Source organism: Devosia sp. LjRoot16 (genome assembly GCF_964252795.1).
GTDB lineage: Bacteria > Pseudomonadota > Alphaproteobacteria > Rhizobiales > Devosiaceae > Devosia_A.
Window position 1 is genome coordinate 185,372 of record NZ_CAXUPH020000003.1, and the last position, 15,176, is coordinate 200,547.

Below are 15,176 nucleotides of genomic sequence, written 5' to 3' on the forward strand. Positions count from 1 at the left end.
CGGATCGGCATTGTCGCCTGGGCTTTGGGGGTTTGAGCTTGGATATCCGTCTCGAGAAACGGCTTTCGCCGCGGCGTAACACTATTATCGAGGCGACGATCGTCTTCGACGGTGGCCGTACGCGGATCCGTTGCATCATCCGCAACCTGTCGGAGACCGGCGCCAAGCTCGAAGTAGCATCCGTTACCCGCATCCCCCGCACCTTCGATCTCGTGGTCGACAAGGTTCGCCCGCAGGCCTGCATCGTCATCTGGCGCTCCGTCAAGGAGTTGGGCGTGCAGTTCCGCGACCCGATAATTCGCTGAACCCCGCCTGAACCGCAGGTTCGGAATCCATTCAAAGCCCGCCTCCTATCAGACCGGCCATCGAAGCGGACGACACGCTCCGCCTCATCTTCCGCCTTCGGGTGGAATGCTCGTCTAACAGGAGAATAGAATGCAGAAGACTATTGCGCTGGCTCTGCTGGCTGCATCCATTGTTGCCTTCCCGGTCGCCACCCCGTCGTTCGCTTTCGACGCCAGCAAGAGCACGCTGTGTGGTCCCGACGCCCCGGAAGGCTACAAGCGCCCGGGCGGCTACTGCGATACCATCACCGAGAACAAGTCGCTCCTCGAAACCGAGGAAGGCTGCACCCAGTATCTGCCGAGCAGCTTCTTGCTCGGCACCTCGGCCAAGCCGGTCCTCGTCGCCGAGTACTGCGACGACGACTGGATGCTCCCGCTCGCGGCTGTCTGAGAACTCTCGGGAAGCGGTCTTTGGGCCGCTTCCTCTTTCAGCCTATTCAAATGCCGTTCATCTGCCCTATCTTAGGTATGGCAGCACGTTTCGGACACACGTCCCTTGGGGGGACTCGCAATGTCGAGGCATGCATTTTTCATCGCCGGTGATCGCGTCGTTCACGTCGCCAATCCCTGTGGTGCCGGTTTCCAGTATCAGGCGCAGTCGCACACGCTGCCGCCGCAGGCCCAGGTCGGCCCGCATCAACACGACGCGGCTGAGACCGTGCTCGTGGTGCAGGAGGGCATGCTCGAGCTGATGGTCAACGGCGCGGCCGGCTATGTCGCCGCCGGATCGTTCGTCCGTATCCCCGCCAAAGCCTGGTTCGCTTACCGCAGCGTCGGCGACGAGGCCGCCCGCCTGCTCTGCCGCACCGCACCGGCGCAACCGGCTGGCGATGGCTGCAAGATCACTATCCAGATCGCCGCCGCTTAGCCTGGCGATCTCTTCTTCGAACCAAGGGGCCTGTCCGTCTGGACGGGCCCTTTTCGTTTGCCTTCGATTCCGGCCAAACAGTCATAAGTCGTATTATGATTATGAACCGACATTGAATGCCGGGTTTCGGCTTCAATTCACGCCGGCCTCATTAAGCCTCTCCACATCGGCGGACGACATGCCCGCTTCCCCCTGCCAGTCCGCTGGCAAATCCGTTCAGGAGAGACGACTTGAAGAAGATCCTTGCCATTGCCCTGCTGCTCGCAACTTCGGCAGCATTTCCCGTTGCCACCCCGGTGCTCGCCGACTCGAGCACCAATGCGCTGTGCGGCCCCGATGCGCCTGAAGGCTACAAGCGTCCGGGCGGCTATTGCGAGCAGCTCGACCAGGGCTCGCTGGTCCAGTCCGACGGGGACTGCAACTACGTGATCGAGAGCATGCTGACGATGCTGAAGCCGGGTCAGACGATCCTCGTCGCCGAGAACTGCTACTACGAAGTCCCGGTCAAGCTCTGACAGCTCAAATGAAAGGGGCCGCATCGCTGCGGCCCCTTTCGTATCTTGCTATAGAGCCTGCTGCTTGAGGTCCGGTGGTACGGCCTCCGCTATCAGCTCGACGATCGCGTCGGTTGCGGCGATCACCTTCTGGCCTTCGGTGCCGAGGCGACGAACCGATACGGTCCCCTCCTCCGCCTCGCGCTTGCCGACCACGAACATCAGCGGCACCTTTTGCACCGAGTGCTCGCGCACCTTGTAGTTGATCTTCTCGTTGCGCGCGTCGAGCTCGGCCCGGATGCCGCCGGCCTTCAGCCGGTCGACCAGCTTCTGTGCATAGTCGTCGGCGTCCGAGACGATGGTCGCGACCACCACCTGAGTGGGCGCCAGCCACATCGGCATCTTGCCGGCATAGTGCTCGATCATCATGCCGATGAAGCGCTCGAGCGAACCGAGGATCGCGCGGTGCAGCATCACCGCGTACTTCTTGGTCCCGTCCTCGGCGACGTACATGGCGCCCAGCCGCTCCGGCAGCACGTAGTCGAGCTGCAGCGTACCGACCTGCCAGGAGCGCCCGATGGCGTCCTTCAGGTGGAACTCGAGCTTGGGGGCATAGAAGGCGCCCTCGCCCTCGGCGATGACGAAGTCGTAGCCGGTGGCCCTGAGCGCATCGCCCAGTGCCTTCTCCGCCGCGTCCCAGCGCTCGATGGTGCCGCCGAACTTCTCCGGCCGCGTTGCGAGCTTGATGACGACATTCTCGAAACCCATGTGCTCGTACACCGAGTACAGCAGGTGGACGAAACGCTCGGTCTCGGCCTGGATCTGCTCCTCGGTGCAGAAGATGTGGGCGTCGTCCTGCGTCATCTGCCGCACGCGCAGCAGCCCATGCAGCGCCCCATGCGCTTCGTTACGGTGGCAGCAGCCGAATTCGGCCATGCGGATCGGCAGGTCGCGGTAGCTCTTGATGCCCTGGTTGAAGATCTGGATGTGGGCCGGGCAGTTCATCGGCTTGAGCGCCATGAGTTCCGCCTTGCCCGACAGCACCGGACCGGTCTCCTCGGTGCCGGGCACCTCGTCAGGCACCACGAACATGTTTTCGCGGTACTTGCCCCAGTGCCCCGAGGCCTCCCAGAACTTGGACGACATCAGCTGCGGGGTTTTCACCTCGTTGTAGCCGTTGGCGTTCACCCGGCGGCGGATATAAGCCTCCATCTGGTTGTAGAGGACATAGCCCTTGGGGTGCCAGAACACCGACCCCTGGGCTTCCTCCTGCAGGTGGAACAGGTCGAGATCCTTGCCGATGCGGCGGTGGTCCCGCTTCTCGGCTTCCTCGATCATGTGCAGGTACTCGTCGAGTTCCTTCTGGCTGGCAAACGCCGTGCCATAGATGCGGCTCAGCACCGGATTGTTGCTGTCGCCACGCCAATAGGCGCCGGCCACCTTGGTCAGCTTGAACGCCGTCCCGATGTCCTTGGTCGAGCGCATGTGCGGGCCGCGGCAGAGGTCGAACCACTGGCCCTGCTTGTAGATCTTGATCATCTGGTCGGCCGGAATGGCATCGACCAGCTCGACCTTGAAGTTCTCGCCCTTGGCGGCGAACACGCGCTTGGCCTCGTCGCGCGACCACACTTCCTTGGTGAAGGCGGCGCCGCGCGCGATGATCTCGGCCATCTTCTTTTCGATGGTGGCGAAATCGTCCTCGCTGAACGGCGTATCGCGCTTGAAGTCGTAGTAGAAGCCGTTCTCGATCACCGGACCGATGGTGACCTGCGTCTCAGGCCACAGCTCCTGCACCGCCTCGGCAAGCACGTGCGCCGCGTCGTGACGGATCAGCCCGAGCCCATCGGCGCTGTCGCGCATCACGAACTCGATCTTGCCGTCTGCCTCGAGCGGATCGGACAGGTCGCTGAGAACCCCGTTCCACTTCATGGCGACCGTCTTCTTGGCGAGGCTTGGGGAGATGCCCTCGACCACGGTGGTCCCGGTGGTGCCACGCGCATAGTCGCGTACTGCACCGTCGGGGAACGTCACCTTGATCATTTTCATCTCCAATGGAAATTGCCGGCGGAAGTGCCGGCAAGGCGGGGTGTCTAGCATGTGTCGCGGGGCTACGCCAAGCGGACGCGCAAATGCGCCCGGGGCGTGCTGGCCCCGGGCGATGTCATCAGTCCGACCGGGCAGAGGCGGTGGAGCGCTAGGTTCGCCGGCTCGATACCGCTCTGCCGATGGCAATAAGGATGCAGGCGCCGATCACGCCGGCAATCAGGTAGCCAAACCAGCCACCGAATGAGATGCCCAACAGCCCGAACACCAGACTGGCGACGATGGCGCCAACGATGCCAAGGATGATGTTCATCACCACGCCGCTGCTATTGTTCATGAACCGTCCGGCAAGCCATCCCGCTATGCCGCCGATGATGATCGCCGCAAGCCAACCCACGCCGTCGAAAGCCATCGCACGTTTTCCTTCTCGTTAAGTCGCTAGCCAGGCAGAACATTCCGGCTGGCAAGCAATAACGACGGACAACGAAAAACGATCCGTGGCTACGTCCACCGGCCATAGGCACCTGCGATCCTCGCAGGACCCATCCAGCGTCCGGCAAGCTCAGCGAAAGCCCACCCTCCAAGGTGCCCCTGGCGCACAACCGATATCGCTCACTGACCGGTTTACAAATCGGCGACAGCAAAGGATTGTCGCTCGAAGTACTCAAAGGGGGGCGAACATGCGCCGGACAATACTGCTGATCTTGGCCGCTCTCGTTGCGGCCTGCTGCTTGGCCACCCCCGCCTCGGCTCAGTCACTACCACTCAACAAATGGTACAAATACTGCGATGCGGATGACACCTGCATCGTCGAGTACCGGATTCCCAAATGGCAGGTCATCTTCCAGATACTGATCCGGCCGACGGCAAAACAACCAATTATCGCGGCGGCAATCTGGTGGCGCGACGCTGAACGAAAACCGGGCATGACCTGGCAGATCGACGACGGAAAGACACTGAATGTCCCCTATATCGAGTGCAGCAAGATAAGATGTTCGGCACAGGTCGAACTCAACAACGAATACCTTGACGTTCTTCGCAAGGGCTCGGCTTACCATCTGGGCGCGACGCGTGAGGGCCAGTATGTGCTGGTCGACGTACCGCTTCGCGGCTTTCGTGCCGCCTATGACGGCAAGCCTTCGATGACGTGGGACAAGCGCCGCAAACTGCAGGAAGCCGGGAACTTGCTCTACTAAGGAGCAGCGCCCCTACTTCCAGCGCCCGTAGCTCCATGGCGCATACCAGTGCGCGTCCGCCGGCAGCGCCTCCGGTACCGGGTCGTAGCCGTGCGTGCCACCCGGCCGGCACCGGACGATCCGCGCCAGGCCCATCCAGCCGCCGGGCCAGAAGCCGTGCCGCCAGATGGCATCGCGGGTGAACTCCGAGCAGCTCGGTGCGTGCCGGCAGGTGCGGCCCATGAACATCGACAGCGAGTAGCGATAGCCCTGTATCAGCCCGTAGGAGACGAGCTTGAACGGCCAGTCGACAATGCTCCAGAACACCTGGGCGATGCGCTGCATCAGCCGGCGGCCGCCACCTGCGGGGCCTCGATCTTGTCCAGTGCCTCGCACACCGCGTCGAACACCAGCAGCGTCGAGGTGTGGCGCGGGCGGTATTCGCGCACCGGCTCGAGATACTTGAGATCGATCCACTTGTCGCCTGACGGCGGCGGACCATCGGCCTTGAGCATCGCCGTCATCTCGTCGCGTACCCGGCGGAACTCGCTGACCGGCGTGCCCACCACATGCGTTGCGACCACGGCGGCCGAGGTCTGCCCCAGCGCGCAGGCCTGGATGTCATGGCCGTAGCCGGTGATCACCCCGTCGATGACATTGATATCCACCTCGATGGTCGAGCCGCACACCCGGCTGACCTTGCGAGCGCTGGCATCGGGATCGGTGAGCCGCCCCGGCCTTGGCTGATTGCCGGCGAGTTCGAGGATCCGGTCCGAATAAAGATCGCTGAGTTCCATCTTTTTCGCGAAACTGTTTCTTGGCCGCTGTCGTTGCCCACCTATATAGTGATGGAGATGCAACAAGTCAGCGGCGTCCATCGTCACTGACACCATACCGGGAACCGTGGGGCGACGTATTGCGTCTGTCGCCTGCTATTGACCGAGGAACCAAAGATGGACGCCAGCGCCAAGCCGCAGCACGTCAAGCTCGTCCCTGAAATCACCCGTCCCAGCCGCGAAGAAGCGGAAGCGGCGGTTCGCACGCTGATCGCCTGGGCCGGCGACGACCCGACGCGCGAGGGCCTGCTGGAAACCCCGCACCGCGTCACCAAGGCCTACCGCGAGTTCTTCGCCGGCTATGGCAACGATGCGCGCGAGGTGCTGCACAAGACCTTCAAGGAAGTCGGCGGCTATGATGACGTCGTGCTGGTGCGCGATATCCCGTTCTCGTCGCATTGCGAGCACCACATGGTGCCGTTCTTCGGCAAGGTGCACATCGCCTACCTGCCGCATGACGGCGTTGTCGGGCTGTCCAAGCTCGCTCGCCTGGTCGAGGTCTATGCCCGCCGCCTGCAGGTGCAGGAGAACATGACGGCGCAGATCATCGACGCGGTGAACGAGCACCTCAACCCGCGCGGCGCCGCGGTGATGATCGAAGCCGAGCACATGTGCATGTCGATGCGCGGCGTGCGCGCCCACGGTGCGCTCACCATCACGCAGCGCTTCACCGGCGTGTTCGCCGAGGACCGTAACGAGCAGGATCGTTTCTTCGCCATGGTCGGCAAGCGGTGACGTCACGCGCAGGGCGCTGACCGCAACCGCGATCAAGTCTGCTATATCTGGGCGGGCATAGGGTGAGCCCATGTCCGCCGTCGCCAAGACCCTCTGGATCATCGAATCGCGCTTCGGCATGCCGCTGACGCTCGAGGAAATGGCCGTACATGCCGGCGTTTCGCGTTTCCACCTGTCGCGCATCTTCCCCCAGGTGACCGGCTACTCGATCTCCACCTATCTCCGCGGACGCCGGCTCACCGAAGCGGCGAAGGCGCTGGCCGGCGGCGCCCCCGATATCCTTGGCGTCGCGCTCGATGCCGGTTACGGCTCGCACGAGGCCTTTACCCGCGCTTTCCGCGCCTTGACCGGCCTGACGCCCGAGGAAGTGCGGCACCGGCGTCGCCTCGACGACCTGCCTTTGCTCGAGCCGCTGCGCATGGATCCCGAGGTGCCGGTGGACCTGTGCGCGCCGCGCATCGAGGACCGCGGCCCGATCCGCGTCGCGGGGCTGGTCGCACGCTATGCCGCGAACGCCGATGCCGGGATCCCGGCGCAGTGGCAGCGCTTCGGCCCCTATGTCGGCAACGTTCCGGGCGAAATCCCGGGCGTCTATTACGGCCTCTCCGGGCGCTATTTCAGCGAAACCGGCGAGTGCGAGTACATGGCCGCCATGGAGGTGCGCGAGACCGCCGAGCTGCCGCGCGAGTTCACGCTGGTTACCGTGCCGGCTCAGCGCTACGCCCGCCTCGCCCATCGTGGCCATATCACCACCATCCGCTCGACCATCGAAGCGATCTTTGCCCAATGGCTGCCGACCTCCGGTTATCGCAAGAAGCACGCGCCCTGGAGCTTCATCGAGTATTACGGACCCGACTTCAACGAGCATACCGGCCTTGGCACGGTCGAAATCTGGATCGCGCTCGAGGATTGAGCGCGAGCCCGGTGCGGGATAGAACCCCGCCATGAGCACCACCTTTGCCGACCCCAGCACCCTGGACCATGAGCAGCGCGACGAGGGCACTGTCTTCGCCCCCAAGTTCGACGCGCACGGTTTGATCACAGCCGTGGCCCAGGAGGCAGGTTCAAACCGTGTCCTGATGGTCGGCTTCATGAATGCAGAGGCGCTGGCCCGTACTATCGAGACCGGAGAGGTTCACTACTACTCGCGATCGCGCAAAGCCCTTTGGAAGAAGGGAGAAACGTCCGGCGAGATCCAGCGAGTGGTGGAACTCTCGGTCGACTGCGACCAGGACGCCATCCTGATGCTGGTCGAGCAGACCGGCCGCGGCGCCGCCTGCCACACCGGCCGGAAAAGCTGCTTCTACCGCATCGTCGAAAGCGCCGGGACGCTGCGCCACAGCGGCGAGCCCCGGCTGTTCGATCCGGCTGAGGTCTACAAAGCTCAGTAATGCGGCGGCGGCGGTTCGACCGCCGGCGCCAGCGCCGGATGCGCCTCGACGTCGCGCAGCTGCGAGCCGAGGTTGCTGAGTTCGCGCTTCAGCGCCTCGATCTGCTTGAAATGCTCGGCCAGCGCCGCGTTCAGTTCCTCGATCGCCTGATCCTGGAAGGCGATCGTCGTCTCCAGCGTGACCATGCGGGCCGTGAGGTCAGTGATATCGCTCATTTGCTCTCCTCCTCAGAGGCGGCGGGGCGGCGTTCGAACAGCGGCGTGAGAAACAGGCCGGCGAGGAAGCCGCCCAGGTGCGCCTGCCAGGCGATGCCAATCGACTGCCCGATCAGCATGGGCAGGAACGGTACCGCTGCGTTGAGCACCAGCCACACCACAATGAAGAAGGCGGCGCGCTGGTTGCGCATCAGCTCCCCGAGACTCGCCATCCGGCGCCCGAGCACGTGCTCGGCGCCAGTCTCGGGATCGCGCCCGACGATCACCGGCTGGAAGATGAAGCGGCACGCTACCCCCGTAAGGCCTGCGACGCCACCTGAGGCGCCGATCAGCAGCTGCACTTCCGGCAGCGTCGTTGCGGCGAACGCCGCGGCGCCAACCGCGGCGCTCGCGAGGAAGAGAATCACCGTGGCGCGCGGCCCATAGCGACGGGCCACCGGGGTGCCGAAAATGGCCAACCAGGCGCAATTGATTAAAAGGTGCTCCCATCCCGCATGCAAAAAGGCGTGCGTGAACGGTGTCCAGAGCAGCGGTATCCACCCTCCCTCGAACCCTGCTCCGGGGATGCCGCGAGCCGGGATGAAGGCCAGCCAGTAGATGAGCTGGAGGTCCCCTTGTTCGTTAAGAACGAAGGCTCTGGCGAGGTGTACGGCCAACATCAGGCCCAGCAGCGCGGTCACCACGCCGGGCAGCAGAATGGCTGGCTGACGACCGTCAGACGTCTGATTTTGTTGGTGATTTCGCTCGTCAGACATGAAAACTCCCGGTTTTCCGGGCTTTGTAGCCCATTCCCCCGACTTATCCACACGGGGCCCGCCGCGTTAACCCTAACAATTGTTTAAGGGCGATTTCCGCTCGGGCTTTTGTCACTCTTGCTGTTGCGGCGGTCGCCCCTTCTCCGGGACGCGATGCTCGGGGTTTGGGAACAAGGCAAAAAGACTATGCAAAAGGCCAGCACCAAGGCGCTGTTCGACTATTGGAATGCGCTCCGCGGTTCTCGCAGTGCTCCGGATCGGCGCGATATCGACCCGACCCGAATCCGCTCCGCCCTCGCCAACACCTTTATCCTCGAGCTCAACGATTCCAACGAGTTCGATTTCCGCCTCGCCGGCTCGCATCTCTGCTCGGCCTATGCCCGTGAGCTGAAAGGCCGCTCCTTTACGCGTCTGTGGCACGAACGTGACCGCGACGCCATCGACACCCTGGTCCGCGCCGTCACCGAGGATCATGCGGTTGCCCTCGTCACCTTTCAGGGCACGACGGCGGTGCACACGCGCCTGTCGGTCGAGACCATCCTGCTGCCGTTGCGTCACAACGGCAGCACCCAGACGCGCCTGCTCGGCGCCATGACCTCGATCGACGAACCCTATTGGTTCGGCGTCCAGCCGATCATGGAGCAGCGCATCACCGGCCTGCGGCTGATCTGGCCCGACGACGTGTCGCTCGCCGACATGGCGAGCGATGTCGCGGCCGCCGTGCCGGCCGAAGACCTGGTTTTTGCCAGCGCCGGAGCAGCCGTCCCTGCCCCGATGAGCGCCACCGTGTTCGGGCGCACCGCCCGCCGTTACGCCCATCTCGCAGTGATCGACGGCGGCCGGCGGTAAAGCGAGATCAGGAAAAAGCCTGTCCCCGCGAAGGCGGGGATTGCAGACTTTTCCGCTTCGATCTCGCGGCAAAGCAGGGACTGGAGCGACAGTGCGGTTCAAGGAAAAGCAAATGCTGCTCCAAAAATCGCCGATTTGGCGCATTGCGCGCCGCAAGCCTTACCTTCGATTAACCAAGAGCGGACTAGTGTAGGCCAATCAATCGCTTGGCCCCCGGCAGGTCCCTCTGATGCTCACCGACAACGCACGCTCCGCGCGACCTGCCCGCTCGTATGCGCAGCTGCCGCGCTTCCAGCGCGTCAGGGTCTCGCTGCTCGGCCGCTACATGCTTACCGATCGCCGTGAGTTTCCCTGCCAGGTGCTCGAAATGTCGCCGGGCGACGCTGTGGTGATCGCGCCGATCTCGGGGATCGCCGGCGAACGCGTCATTGCCTACATCGATCATCTCGGCCGCATCGAAGGTGACGTCACCGACGTCATCGACGGCGGCTTCAAGATGGACATCGTCGCGACCTCGCGTAAGCGCGACAAGATGGCCGCCCAGTTGACCTGGCTCGCCAACAAGGACCTGCTCAACCTGCCGGAAGACCGCCGGCACGAGCGCGTGGTGCCCGACAACCGGCACTCCACTGTCGTCCTCGACGATGGCCGCCGCTACAATTGCAAGATCATCGACATCTCGCTCTCGGGTGCCGCGATCGAGCTTGCCGTCCGCCCCGCCATGGGTACGCCGGTGACGCTCGGCCGCATGCGCGCCCGCGTCGTCCGTCATTTCGGCGACGGCGTCGCGGTCGAGTTCGTCTCAGCCCAGGAAATGCTCACCGTCGTGCAGCAGAACCTGCGGGTCAACTAGAGCGCTTCGCTGTTCGTTGCGAGCGCTCTGACCCGCCTCTGATTTCCATCCGCACCGCTATGCCTAACGAGTCCTCACCAGGATCGTTCGAATTCGCATAAAAACTAGCTTGCAGTTTTTCGTTCGGGGCAATTCGGCCCCGGCATCGTGGCTTCCGTCAGGGGGCAACCACGATGTCGAAGTTCAAAGGGTTCATCGCAGCGGCAGTCGCAATCGGGATGGCGGCATTCATTCTCGCCATGCCGGCACATGCCGACCAGGTCGATTTCACCAACCCCGCCTTCGCTCCGGCCGGCGGCATCACCAGCATCCCGGTGGGCGCCTCCGAGTTCTGCAAGTCGCATCGCAGCGAATGCAAGGCCAACCCGAACGCCGTTGGCGCCATGGCGCTGAACGAGGCCCGCTGGTCTGAGCTGGTGCAGATCAACAACGTCGTCAATTCGGCCATCACCGCCATCACCGACGAGGACTATTACAAGGTCGCCGAGTACTGGGCGTACCCCGATGACGGCTATGGCGACTGCGAGGATTTCGCGCTGGCCAAGCGCAAGGCGCTGATCGCTGCCGGCTGGAACCCGTCGACCCTGCTGGTCACCGTGGTCCGCGAAGCCAAGGGCACCGGCCATGCCGTGCTGATGGTCCGTACCGACCGTGGCGACCTCGTGCTCGACAACCAGGATGGCCGCATCCTCGTCTGGAACGAGACGCCCTACACCTACCTGAAGCGCCAGTCGCAGGCCGACGCCGGCCAGTGGGTCGACCTGGTCGATCCCCGCACCACCTTCGTTGCGTCGAAGTAAGCGTCAGCCGAGCGCAGCCAGCGCCTCGGCTTCGATGCGCCTTATCCAATCACCCTTACAGGTGCTGTAGTCGTGCGAGCTGGCTCGATGCTCCTCGAAGCAGTGTCGCTTTACGGCCTCGTACTGGGCGGCGAGTTCGGCGTGAGCCACCAGATAATCGCGAAACGCCAGATGTCGCCCGATCGCGGCAGCACCCACCTGGTAGCAATGCAGGTGAACGCGGCGCTTGCCGGTCTCAGGATCGTCGAGCGTACAAAACCGCCGGCCGGCGAGGCCGTACCCCCCCCACCATCGATACCCCAGTGCCTCCACCTCCAGCCGCATGGCATCGAGCGCGTCCAGTGAGCGAACCACGGGGACAATGTCCAGGGTGGGCTTCGCCACGATGCCCGGGATGGCGGTCGATCCGACGTGATGGACGGCAAGCAGTTCCTCGCCAAGCGTCACGGCAAGCCGCTCGACTTCCGCCGCCACAGCACTTGCCCAAAGCCGGTCATGCGGCTTCAGTTCGACGGGAACGGGTGGTGCCACGCGCCGGCCGGCAGCTGGCTTACGCCGTCAGCGCGAAATAGGTGCCGACGAACATCAGGCCGGTGATGAAGGCCCAGCCGAAGCCGACGAATGCAGCGATCAGCGCCGAACTGATCGACAGTGTACCGTTGCGATCATGCTGCCAGCCCAGCTGCAGCATGATGATCGGACCACACACGAAGCTCAGTGCCAGGTAGCCGAGGCCGTGGGCAATGGTCTTGCCGTCATAGCGCAGCACCGCCTGTGCCTTCGCCAGCCACTGATAGAGGTAGGTGCCGACACCGGCGATGGCGAGCCCAACCGCCATGATCAAGCCTGCCAGCAGCAATTCCCTGAGCATTCACGCACCCTCTGAATGATCGTCTTAACTCTTTGTTAAGCATATCCAGCGCCCAGTGGGATGTCACCTGACGCACACAACACTGGTTAATTTGAGAGCGATGGCCCGCGAGGCTCAGGTCCACAGACCCCATCACCACGCGATCGGCTTCAATCTCGCCGCCATCGCCGTGCTGCTGGCTCTCGTCGGAATCGGCTTTGCCTACCTGATCGACGCCGCTGGCCGCAGCGCCCGAACGCAGGCGCACCGCCTTGACACTGAGACCACCCTGACCCGCACGCTCGGCGGGCGCGATCTCGAAATTCCGCTATCGTGGTTTCGCTACGAAGAGCAGCGGATCGAGGGCTTTGCCAAACAGATCGACCTGCGCTTCGAGCTGCCGTTCGGTGTCGACGGACACAGCGAGCCGGTGGATGTGACGCTGCTGCCGCGCAGCCGGGCGCGACCGAGCGCAGCCCTGCTCGACGGAGTATATCTCCACCAGTTCCTGCCCGAGCAACTGGCCGGCCCACCAGGTCTCGTGGGCAAGCCTTTGCGCGCCGACGGTGGTTATGCCGATGAAGTGGTCTGGTACGACCCGCTGTCGGCCGAGCCGTTCGTCGCCAAATGTTCGAAGCCGATTGCCTCGGCGGCGACAGGCCAGTGCCTGAGGACAGTCTATCTCGGGCCGGGCATCGCGGCGGTCTACGCCTTCCCCGAACCCGCGCTGCAGCACTGGCGTGATTTCGATGCGGAACTCACCGCCAGGCTGGGGCAGATCGGCGCGCTCTGAGGCGCGCGCCGCGCAGGCTCTGCTTAGTGGATCTCGTCCAGGTCGACGTCCAGAATAGCCATCTGGAAGTTGTAGGAGCGGTCGCCGTCCTCGTCGTCGACATAGATCAGGCCGAGGAATTCCTCGCCCAGATACACTTCCACGCTGTCGTTCTGCTTGTTGCGCGGGCGGACATCGATGTTCCGGTTGCCGAACTTCTGCTGCAGAAACTTCTGGAGCTTGATGATTTCAGGATGGTTCACGGCGGCTCCTTCAAGGGCATTCGCGGGGTCGATTTGGGATCGCCACAATAGGCATTGCGCCCCGGCGGGCAATCCCGTGCCGCGCATTTTTCCGCGATGAAGGGCGCAAAAAGTGGCGGAAGCGCCGCCAATCAGCGGCAGAATCAGCCGGTGAGGTCCTGCACCACGGCCAGTTGATCCATCACGGACGCCGGATGCGGCGTGCCGGCCTCGCCGATGATCCGCGCCGGAACGCCGGCCACTGTCACCCGCGGCGGCACTTCCTTGACCACCACCGAGCCGGCGCCGATACGCGCGCAGTCGCCCACGCGGATATTGCCCAGCACCACGGCGTGCGCGCCGATCAGCACGCCATTGCCGATCTTGGGGTGGCGATCTTCCTCGGACTTGCCGGTGCCACCCAGCGTCACGCCCTGCAGGATCGAGACATTGTCACCGATGCTGGCGGTCTCGCCGACCACGAAGCCGGTGGCATGGTCGAGCATGATGCCCTTGCCGATGCGCGCCGCCGGGTTGATATCGACCTGGAACACCGCGCTCGAGCGGCTCTGCAGATAAAGCGCGAAATCCTTGCGCCCCATCAGCCACAGAGCATGCGCGAAGCGGTGCGTCTGGATGGCATGGAAACCCTTGAAATAGAGGAAGCAATCGACCGCCTTGTGCAAGGCGGGATCGCGCTCCAGCGTCGCTGCGAGATCGGCGCGCGCCTCGAGCCCGATCTCCGGGCGCGACTCCTGCGCTTCGCGGAACGCCTGGCGGATCAGGTCGGCTGAAACATCCGGGTGGTCAAGTCGCTCGGCCAGACGGTGGGCGAGCGCATCTTCGAAGCCGTCGTGGTTGAGCACGTTGGAATAGAGCAGATTGGTCAGCGACGGTTCGCTGGCCACCACCTGGCGGGCCCCCGAAACCACCGCGTCCCACACCGGGTCCATGGCCGTGACATTGGCCGTTCTCAAATTCGTGCTCATAACGCTCTCCATCGGCGGATGCCGATATAAGCCAAAACGTGCTCCGATACCAACCCATAGCGCACAGATTGGTTCGCGGGCCCTGAACTCGCGCTGAATGGTTACTCCTGGGCGTGCCGCGCGAGGAATTCCAGTGCCGCCGCCTTGAACTGCTTGTCGCCGGTCGCGCGCATGTGATCGCGCCGCTCGATGGTGAACGCCTCGCCCTCAGGCAGCAGCGCCGCGAGTCCTGCCGCCGAGCCCGCCATGTCGTCGTCGCTGCCCACCGCCACCAGCACCGGCTGGCTGATACGCCGGACATCGGCTTCGCGCATCGGCTCGCGCGAGTTGACCATGCAGGCGGCGAGCGCCGCGCGGTCCGCCTTGTTGTGGTCGGCAAAGATGCGGAACTGCCGGCCGGTGCGCCCGGTCACCTGGTCCAGCGACTCGGCGGTCAGCGCCGAGATGATCTCCTCGCTGTCCTCGAGGCCCGAGATCAGGTTGAGTCCCATGCCGCCCCACACGGCGCAGCTGACCGCGTCCGGATCCTGCAGCATAAGGTAGGCGGCGATGCGGGCGCCCATCGAGTAGCCCATGATCGGTGCCCTGCCGATGCCGAGATGGTCCAGCAGCCGCTTGGCGTCCCTCGCCATCTCATGCGCGAAATAGAGCTGCGCGTCATAGAGTTTTCGCGAAGCGCCATGGCCGCGATTGTCGAAGGTGATCGGCTGGTACCCCGCCTCCACCAGTGTCTCCACCCAGCCCGTGTCGATCCAGTTGACCTTCCCCGACGAGCCAAAGCCGTGGATCAGGAGGATCGGCCTGCCCTCGCCATGCACGTCATAGGCGATGGAAATTCCGGCTGAGCTGAACTGGGGCAAGGGAGCGGCCTTTCGATTGGGGCGCTGGTTTAGCAAGTGTGGAGGCATCGTCAAAGCTACATCCGCTGGCGCGAGCCGCCCCCGCCGGATCATCAAGCGGACTCT

Annotated in this window: 23 protein-coding genes; 12 read left to right on the plus strand and 11 right to left on the minus strand. The window is 63.9% G+C overall.

Annotated elements, in window-relative coordinates:
• Positions 1 to 38 precede the first annotated feature (38 nt).
• From ACSQ23_RS15250 to ACSQ23_RS15265, 4 genes are all read left to right on the plus strand, one after another.
• Positions 39 to 305 carry a PilZ domain-containing protein gene (locus tag ACSQ23_RS15250; RefSeq protein WP_055881985.1) on the plus strand — a complete coding sequence of 89 codons (267 nt, stop codon included), beginning with the start codon at positions 39 to 41 and terminating at the stop codon, positions 303 to 305.
• 130 nt (positions 306 to 435) lie between these two features.
• The gene (locus ACSQ23_RS15255; protein ID WP_055881987.1) at positions 436 to 735 is read left to right on the plus strand and encodes a hypothetical protein; all 300 of its coding nucleotides are present in this window, start codon (positions 436 to 438) and stop codon (positions 733 to 735) included.
• 120 nt (positions 736 to 855) lie between these two features.
• The gene (locus ACSQ23_RS15260; protein ID WP_055881989.1) at positions 856 to 1,212 is read left to right on the plus strand and encodes a cupin domain-containing protein; all 357 of its coding nucleotides are present in this window, start codon (positions 856 to 858) and stop codon (positions 1,210 to 1,212) included.
• 230 nt (positions 1,213 to 1,442) lie between these two features.
• Positions 1,443 to 1,727, plus strand: a complete 285-nt coding sequence (locus tag ACSQ23_RS15265; RefSeq protein WP_055881992.1) for a hypothetical protein — start codon at positions 1,443 to 1,445, stop codon at positions 1,725 to 1,727.
• A gap of 48 nt (positions 1,728 to 1,775) precedes the next feature.
• Here the strand turns inward: ACSQ23_RS15265 and thrS are convergent, their stop codons facing one another.
• Positions 1,776 to 3,746 carry a threonine--tRNA ligase gene (thrS, locus tag ACSQ23_RS15270; protein WP_436091106.1) on the minus strand — a complete coding sequence of 657 codons (1,971 nt, stop codon included), beginning with the start codon at positions 3,744 to 3,746 and terminating at the stop codon, positions 1,776 to 1,778.
• A 154-nt stretch (positions 3,747 to 3,900) separates the two neighbouring features.
• Complete coding sequence (locus tag ACSQ23_RS15275; protein ID WP_055881997.1) at positions 3,901 to 4,161, minus strand: GlsB/YeaQ/YmgE family stress response membrane protein; 261 nt, start codon at positions 4,159 to 4,161, stop codon at positions 3,901 to 3,903.
• Between the two features lie 268 nt (positions 4,162 to 4,429).
• On the opposite strand from ACSQ23_RS15275, the gene ACSQ23_RS15280 reads away from it, so the two are divergent.
• A complete protein-coding gene (locus ACSQ23_RS15280) occupies positions 4,430 to 4,945 on the plus strand; it encodes an invasion associated locus B family protein (RefSeq protein WP_436091107.1) in 516 nt (171 codons plus the stop codon).
• 12 nt (positions 4,946 to 4,957) lie between these two features.
• Here ACSQ23_RS15280 and yidD read toward each other — a convergent pair whose 3' ends face one another.
• Together yidD and ACSQ23_RS15290 are read right to left on the minus strand one after the other, a co-directional pair.
• A complete protein-coding gene (gene yidD, locus ACSQ23_RS15285) occupies positions 4,958 to 5,269 on the minus strand; it encodes a membrane protein insertion efficiency factor YidD (protein WP_056000161.1) in 312 nt (103 codons plus the stop codon).
• The gene (locus ACSQ23_RS15290; protein WP_436091108.1) at positions 5,269 to 5,721 is read right to left on the minus strand and encodes an iron-sulfur cluster assembly scaffold protein; all 453 of its coding nucleotides are present in this window, start codon (positions 5,719 to 5,721) and stop codon (positions 5,269 to 5,271) included. The genes yidD and ACSQ23_RS15290 overlap by 1 nt, the downstream gene beginning before the upstream one ends.
• A 156-nt stretch (positions 5,722 to 5,877) precedes the next feature.
• Here ACSQ23_RS15290 and folE point away from each other — a divergent pair, with 156 nt between their 5' ends.
• The 3 genes from folE to hisI all read left to right on the plus strand — a co-directional run bounded on the left by folE (position 5,878) and on the right by hisI (position 7,886).
• Positions 5,878 to 6,495 carry a GTP cyclohydrolase I FolE gene (gene folE / locus ACSQ23_RS15295; protein WP_436091109.1) on the plus strand — a complete coding sequence of 206 codons (618 nt, stop codon included), beginning with the start codon at positions 5,878 to 5,880 and terminating at the stop codon, positions 6,493 to 6,495.
• A 70-nt stretch (positions 6,496 to 6,565) separates the two neighbouring features.
• Positions 6,566 to 7,408, plus strand: a complete 843-nt coding sequence (locus ACSQ23_RS15300; RefSeq protein ID WP_436091110.1) for an AraC family transcriptional regulator — start codon at positions 6,566 to 6,568, stop codon at positions 7,406 to 7,408.
• Positions 7,409 to 7,439: 31 nt separating this feature from the next.
• On the plus strand, positions 7,440 to 7,886 hold the full coding sequence (gene hisI / locus ACSQ23_RS15305; protein WP_055882013.1) for a phosphoribosyl-AMP cyclohydrolase: 447 nt from the start codon (positions 7,440 to 7,442) through the stop codon (positions 7,884 to 7,886).
• On the opposite strand, the gene ACSQ23_RS15310 is transcribed toward hisI, so the two are convergent.
• Both ACSQ23_RS15310 and ACSQ23_RS15315 read right to left on the minus strand, forming a co-directional pair.
• Positions 7,880 to 8,101, minus strand: a complete 222-nt coding sequence (locus ACSQ23_RS15310; RefSeq protein ID WP_056000167.1) for a SlyX family protein — start codon at positions 8,099 to 8,101, stop codon at positions 7,880 to 7,882. The genes hisI and ACSQ23_RS15310 overlap by 7 nt on opposite strands.
• Positions 8,098 to 8,856 (minus strand): rhomboid family intramembrane serine protease, encoded by a 759-nt coding sequence (locus tag ACSQ23_RS15315; RefSeq protein WP_082533439.1) that lies wholly within the window; start codon positions 8,854 to 8,856, stop codon positions 8,098 to 8,100. Before ACSQ23_RS15315 ends, ACSQ23_RS15310 begins: the two co-directional genes overlap by 4 nt.
• 186 nt (positions 8,857 to 9,042) lie before the next feature.
• On the opposite strand from ACSQ23_RS15315, the gene ACSQ23_RS15320 reads away from it, so the two are divergent.
• From ACSQ23_RS15320 to ACSQ23_RS15330, 3 genes are all read left to right on the plus strand, one after another.
• On the plus strand, positions 9,043 to 9,705 hold the full coding sequence (locus ACSQ23_RS15320) for a PAS domain-containing protein (protein WP_055882023.1): 663 nt from the start codon (positions 9,043 to 9,045) through the stop codon (positions 9,703 to 9,705).
• Positions 9,706 to 9,934: 229 nt separating this feature from the next.
• The gene (locus ACSQ23_RS15325) at positions 9,935 to 10,558 is read left to right on the plus strand and encodes a PilZ domain-containing protein (RefSeq protein WP_055882026.1); all 624 of its coding nucleotides are present in this window, start codon (positions 9,935 to 9,937) and stop codon (positions 10,556 to 10,558) included.
• Between the two features lie 173 nt (positions 10,559 to 10,731).
• Positions 10,732 to 11,358: a transglutaminase-like cysteine peptidase gene (locus ACSQ23_RS15330; protein ID WP_055882029.1), complete on the plus strand. Its 627-nt coding sequence runs from the start codon at positions 10,732 to 10,734 to the stop codon at positions 11,356 to 11,358.
• A 3-nt stretch (positions 11,359 to 11,361) separates the two neighbouring features.
• Here the strand turns inward: ACSQ23_RS15330 and ACSQ23_RS15335 are convergent, their stop codons facing one another.
• Positions 11,362 to 11,889, minus strand: a complete 528-nt coding sequence (locus ACSQ23_RS15335) for a GrpB family protein (protein WP_436091111.1) — start codon at positions 11,887 to 11,889, stop codon at positions 11,362 to 11,364.
• A 19-nt stretch (positions 11,890 to 11,908) separates the two neighbouring features.
• The gene (locus ACSQ23_RS15340; protein ID WP_055882035.1) at positions 11,909 to 12,229 is read right to left on the minus strand and encodes a DUF6949 family protein; all 321 of its coding nucleotides are present in this window, start codon (positions 12,227 to 12,229) and stop codon (positions 11,909 to 11,911) included.
• 100 nt (positions 12,230 to 12,329) lie between these two features.
• Here ACSQ23_RS15340 and ACSQ23_RS15345 point away from each other — a divergent pair, with 100 nt between their 5' ends.
• Positions 12,330 to 13,001 carry a hypothetical protein gene (locus ACSQ23_RS15345; RefSeq protein ID WP_436091112.1) on the plus strand — a complete coding sequence of 224 codons (672 nt, stop codon included), beginning with the start codon at positions 12,330 to 12,332 and terminating at the stop codon, positions 12,999 to 13,001.
• Positions 13,002 to 13,024: 23 nt separating this feature from the next.
• On the opposite strand, the gene ACSQ23_RS15350 is transcribed toward ACSQ23_RS15345, so the two are convergent.
• The 3 genes from ACSQ23_RS15350 to ACSQ23_RS15360 form a co-directional block, all read right to left on the minus strand.
• Positions 13,025 to 13,243 (minus strand): DUF3126 family protein, encoded by a 219-nt coding sequence (locus tag ACSQ23_RS15350; RefSeq protein ID WP_055049303.1) that lies wholly within the window; start codon positions 13,241 to 13,243, stop codon positions 13,025 to 13,027.
• 143 nt (positions 13,244 to 13,386) lie between these two features.
• Positions 13,387 to 14,211 (minus strand): serine O-acetyltransferase, encoded by an 825-nt coding sequence (cysE, locus tag ACSQ23_RS15355; protein WP_055882041.1) that lies wholly within the window; start codon positions 14,209 to 14,211, stop codon positions 13,387 to 13,389.
• A 101-nt stretch (positions 14,212 to 14,312) separates the two neighbouring features.
• Positions 14,313 to 15,071: an alpha/beta fold hydrolase gene (locus tag ACSQ23_RS15360; protein WP_055882043.1), complete on the minus strand. Its 759-nt coding sequence runs from the start codon at positions 15,069 to 15,071 to the stop codon at positions 14,313 to 14,315.
• Positions 15,072 to 15,176: the final 105 nt, after the last annotated feature.

Excerpts from the sequence above, each read along its gene's own strand:
- ACSQ23_RS15325 (WP_055882026.1), top strand. The coding sequence starts at position 9,935 with ATGCTCACCGACAACGCACGCTCCGCGCGACCTGCCCGCTCGTATGCG.
- ACSQ23_RS15260 (WP_055881989.1), top strand. The coding sequence starts at position 856 with ATGTCGAGGCATGCATTTTTCATCGCCGGTGATCGCGTCGTTCACGTC.
- ACSQ23_RS15280 (WP_436091107.1), top strand. The coding sequence starts at position 4,430 with ATGCGCCGGACAATACTGCTGATCTTGGCCGCTCTCGTTGCGGCCTGC.
- ACSQ23_RS15320 (WP_055882023.1), top strand. The coding sequence starts at position 9,043 with ATGCAAAAGGCCAGCACCAAGGCGCTGTTCGACTATTGGAATGCGCTC.
- ACSQ23_RS15340 (WP_055882035.1), bottom strand. The coding sequence starts at position 12,229 with ATGCTCAGGGAATTGCTGCTGGCAGGCTTGATCATGGCGGTTGGGCTC.
- cysE (WP_055882041.1), bottom strand. The coding sequence starts at position 14,211 with ATGAGCACGAATTTGAGAACGGCCAATGTCACGGCCATGGACCCGGTG.
- thrS (WP_436091106.1), bottom strand. The coding sequence starts at position 3,746 with ATGATCAAGGTGACGTTCCCCGACGGTGCAGTACGCGACTATGCGCGT.
- yidD (WP_056000161.1), bottom strand. The coding sequence starts at position 5,269 with ATGCAGCGCATCGCCCAGGTGTTCTGGAGCATTGTCGACTGGCCGTTC.
- ACSQ23_RS15300 (WP_436091110.1), top strand. The coding sequence starts at position 6,566 with ATGTCCGCCGTCGCCAAGACCCTCTGGATCATCGAATCGCGCTTCGGC.
- ACSQ23_RS15345 (WP_436091112.1), top strand. The coding sequence starts at position 12,330 with ATGGCCCGCGAGGCTCAGGTCCACAGACCCCATCACCACGCGATCGGC.
- ACSQ23_RS15330 (WP_055882029.1), top strand. The coding sequence starts at position 10,732 with ATGTCGAAGTTCAAAGGGTTCATCGCAGCGGCAGTCGCAATCGGGATG.
- ACSQ23_RS15310 (WP_056000167.1), bottom strand. The coding sequence starts at position 8,101 with ATGAGCGATATCACTGACCTCACGGCCCGCATGGTCACGCTGGAGACG.
- ACSQ23_RS15290 (WP_436091108.1), bottom strand. The coding sequence starts at position 5,721 with ATGGAACTCAGCGATCTTTATTCGGACCGGATCCTCGAACTCGCCGGC.
- folE (WP_436091109.1), top strand. The coding sequence starts at position 5,878 with ATGGACGCCAGCGCCAAGCCGCAGCACGTCAAGCTCGTCCCTGAAATC.
- ACSQ23_RS15315 (WP_082533439.1), bottom strand. The coding sequence starts at position 8,856 with ATGTCTGACGAGCGAAATCACCAACAAAATCAGACGTCTGACGGTCGT.
- ACSQ23_RS15275 (WP_055881997.1), bottom strand. The coding sequence starts at position 4,161 with ATGGCTTTCGACGGCGTGGGTTGGCTTGCGGCGATCATCATCGGCGGC.
- ACSQ23_RS15255 (WP_055881987.1), top strand. The coding sequence starts at position 436 with ATGCAGAAGACTATTGCGCTGGCTCTGCTGGCTGCATCCATTGTTGCC.
- hisI (WP_055882013.1), top strand. The coding sequence starts at position 7,440 with ATGAGCACCACCTTTGCCGACCCCAGCACCCTGGACCATGAGCAGCGC.